This window comes from Pararhizobium sp. (assembly GCF_035497515.1).
Taxonomy (GTDB): domain Bacteria; phylum Pseudomonadota; class Alphaproteobacteria; order Rhizobiales; family Rhizobiaceae; genus Pararhizobium.
In genome coordinates this window covers 1-2,861 of sequence record NZ_DATJDJ010000122.1, presented here as the reverse complement: position 1 = coordinate 2,861, position 2,861 = coordinate 1, and the positions used below count along the sequence as shown (strand labels likewise).

The window sequence follows — 2,861 nt, the reverse complement described above, 5'->3', positions numbered from 1 at the left end:
TCCCGTGACTGGAACCGAGATAGGGGCTTGGTGCACGCTCCCGATCGGGAGCGCGCAGGCCGCACCATTTATCCTTGACTGCGTAGTAATGGTCTTTGGTTCGTATCTGAACGCTTGTTTCCACTGTTTTGAACTGATGATACTCCGCTTTGATCGTAAGCGGTCAGCCGATAACGTCAGGCTTGAAGTTCCATGGCATGAGGGCTTCGATTTCAGATGCCGGCCAGCCTTGAGCGATGCGGGTCAAGGTCTGGGAGAGCCAGTCGAGCGGATCGACGCTGTTCATTTTGCAGGTCTGCAGCAAGGTGGCCAGCGTGGCCCATGTCCGTCCACCACCTTCGCTTCCGGCGAATAGACTGTTCTTTCTCGTAATTGTTTGGGGCCTGATCGCGCGTTCGACGATGTTGGAGTCGATTTCGATACGGCCGTCCTTCAGGAAGCGCTCCAGCGCCTCGCGCCGGGTTAGCGCGTAGCGGATCGCCTCGGCGGTCTTGGATTTTCCGGAGACCTTGTGCAGTTCTTTTTCCCACTGCGCGAAGAGGTTAGTGATGATGGCCGCAGACTTTTCCTGACGCAGCGCGGCGCGGCTTCCGGCATCCTTGCCGCGAACCTCGTCCTCGACCTTCCACAATTCGGTCATGGCGATGATCGTTACCGTCGCAGCCTGCGAGACCCCGCTGATGTGCAGGTCGTAAAACTTGCGCCGTAGGTGCGCCCAGCACCCAGCGAGCTGGATCGCCTCATTACTGCCGGCCTTGGCCCGGGCCTTGGCCAAGCTGGTATAGGCCGTGTATCCATCGACCTGCAGGATGCCATTGAACCCGGCGAGATGGCGCGCCACGCACTCCGCACTACGGCTGTCTTCAAAGCGATAGGCAACCATCGGCGGGCTGGTTCCGCCATAAGGTCGGTCATCGCGTGCGTAGGCCCACAGCCATGCCTTCGTTGTTTTCCCTGAACCGGGGGCCAGAGTGGGCAAGGTCGTCTCGTCGGCAAAGACCCTGTCGCCTTCCTTGACCCGCTCGAGGATGTAATCTGCGCATATCTGAAGCTCGAAGCCCAGATGCCCCATCCACTGCGCCATCAGCGACCGGCTGATCTCGACACCGTCGCGCAGATAGATTGCCTCCTGCCGATAAAGCGGGAGGCCATCGGCGTATTTCGAGACGGCGATATAGGCGAGCAGCCGCTCCGTCGGCAGGCCGCTTTCGATGATGTGCGCCGGCGCCAGAGCCTGGATCACGCCATCACGGTCCCGGAAAGCGTATTTGGGGCGGCGCGTGACGATGACCCGGAATTTCGGCGGCACCACGTCCAGCCGCTCGGAACGATCCTCGCCGATCAGAACCTTTTCCAGCCCCTCGCACTCGGCAGGGATTTCCGGCTCGATCATCTCCTCGATGCGTTCGAGGTGAGCGGCAAAGCCCTTACGCGGACGTGGGGCACGCTTCGGCTTGTCTGCGGACGCACGATCGAGCTCGGTCTGAATCGCCGAGAGGCCGGTCTCGACCTCCTCGAAGGCAAAGGCGGCCTGCTCGTCGTTGACGGCCAGGCGCAGCCGCTCAGAACGGGTGCCATGTTGCGTGCGCTGCAAAACCTTCAGGATCGACGTGAGGTTGGCGATCCGCTCGTTGGCGCTCTTCTCGACGGCCTTCAGCCGGGTGACCTCCGCCTCGAAAGCTGCGATCTGGGCTTGGGCAACGACGATCCGGGTCTCGCTCGCAACCTGCTCGCGAGCCATGGAAAGGATCATCGCCTTCAGCGCATCGACGTCGTCGGGAAGGGCAAGACCCGGTAGAACCATGACAAGCAACAGAGCACAAAAACGGTCGTTTTCCCAACCGTTACGGCCCCGTGATTCATCTTGCCGCAGGCTGGTTTCAGCCCGTCAGCAACGGTCGTCGGACCCTGACCGGACGAATCCTTTTCCAGTCCATTCCGGCCAGAAGCGCCATCAGCTGCGAATGGTCGAGACGCATGCGCGCCGCCGATATGCCCGGCCAGCAGAAGCTGTTCTCTTCCAGGGTTTTCGAATAGAGGCAGACCCCGCTGCCGTCCCACCACACGATGCGAACCCGGTCCGCACGCTTCGAACGGAATACGTGAAGCGCTCCAGAGAACGGGTCGAGACCGCCATCCCTGACCAGCGCCATCAAGGACGCCGCGCCCTTGCGGAAGTCGACTGGCTGGCACGACACGTAAACCACCACACCGGAAGCGATCATGCCTTGCGCACCGCGCCGATAATCCCCGCCAACTGCTCCGGATCGACATCGCTGCTCACCCGCACAACGATATCCCCCAGCACGATCTCCACCGCCGCGCCGCCGCCTGCCTCAAAGCGCGTGAACTTCACCGGTTCGCTTTCCGACAGAGTTCGACCGCCCAAGGGCACCGATAATGGCGTCATCGTCCCCGAAGAAAGCGCCTTCTTGCGCCACGCATAGAGTTGCGACACGTCCAGTTCATAGGCGCGTGCAACCTCCGCCACTGTTCCACTCGGCGAAAACGCTTCCGCCACAAGCCGCGTCTTCTCGTCGTCAGACCAATGCCGCGGCGAACGCCGTGACGGCGTCGCCGTCAAAACTTCGAACGTCCGAACCTGATTCACCTTGTCGCTCATATGACTCTCCGCATGATTCATGCAGAAAATGAGCTTCGGCGCACAAACGCGCTACGTGGGATTGCCTACCCGCTTACGCTTGAATCACATCAAGCCGGACTCTTCAAGGCATTCTCAAACAGTCTCTTAGACCTTTTGCGGACATGCCGATCTGCTGACTCATTGAGGCGGGAGGATGCGCCACAAGTGCGCGGCACCGATCATTGAGCTTTCCCGAAAGCCGCTGTCCTGCTTGGTG

Annotated in this window: 3 protein-coding genes; all 3 read right to left on the bottom strand. The window is 60.8% G+C overall.

The window, feature by feature from the left end; genetic code table 11:
* Positions 1-163: 163 nt before the first annotated feature.
* The 3 genes from tnpC to VL202_RS12980 all read right to left on the bottom strand — a co-directional run bounded on the left by tnpC (position 164) and on the right by VL202_RS12980 (position 2,623).
* Positions 164-1,804 carry an IS66 family transposase gene (tnpC, locus tag VL202_RS12990; protein WP_325464533.1) on the bottom strand — a complete coding sequence of 547 codons (1,641 nt, stop codon included), beginning with the start codon at positions 1,802-1,804 and terminating at the stop codon, positions 164-166.
* A gap of 76 nt (positions 1,805-1,880) precedes the next feature.
* Entirely contained in the window at positions 1,881-2,225 is a 345-nt protein-coding gene (tnpB, locus tag VL202_RS12985; RefSeq protein ID WP_325464532.1) for an IS66 family insertion sequence element accessory protein TnpB, read from the bottom strand.
* Complete coding sequence (locus VL202_RS12980) at positions 2,222-2,623, bottom strand: transposase (RefSeq protein ID WP_325464531.1); 402 nt, start codon at positions 2,621-2,623, stop codon at positions 2,222-2,224. The genes tnpB and VL202_RS12980 overlap by 4 nt, the downstream gene beginning before the upstream one ends.
* Positions 2,624-2,861 lie beyond the last annotated feature (238 nt).

Bases quoted from the DNA above. Each gene is read 5' to 3' on its own strand.
- tnpC (WP_325464533.1), bottom strand. From the start codon at position 1,804: ATGGTTCTACCGGGTCTTGCCCTTCCCGACGACGTCGATGCGCTGAAG.
- tnpB (WP_325464532.1), bottom strand. From the start codon at position 2,225: ATGATCGCTTCCGGTGTGGTGGTTTACGTGTCGTGCCAGCCAGTCGAC.
- VL202_RS12980 (WP_325464531.1), bottom strand. From the start codon at position 2,623: ATGAGCGACAAGGTGAATCAGGTTCGGACGTTCGAAGTTTTGACGGCG.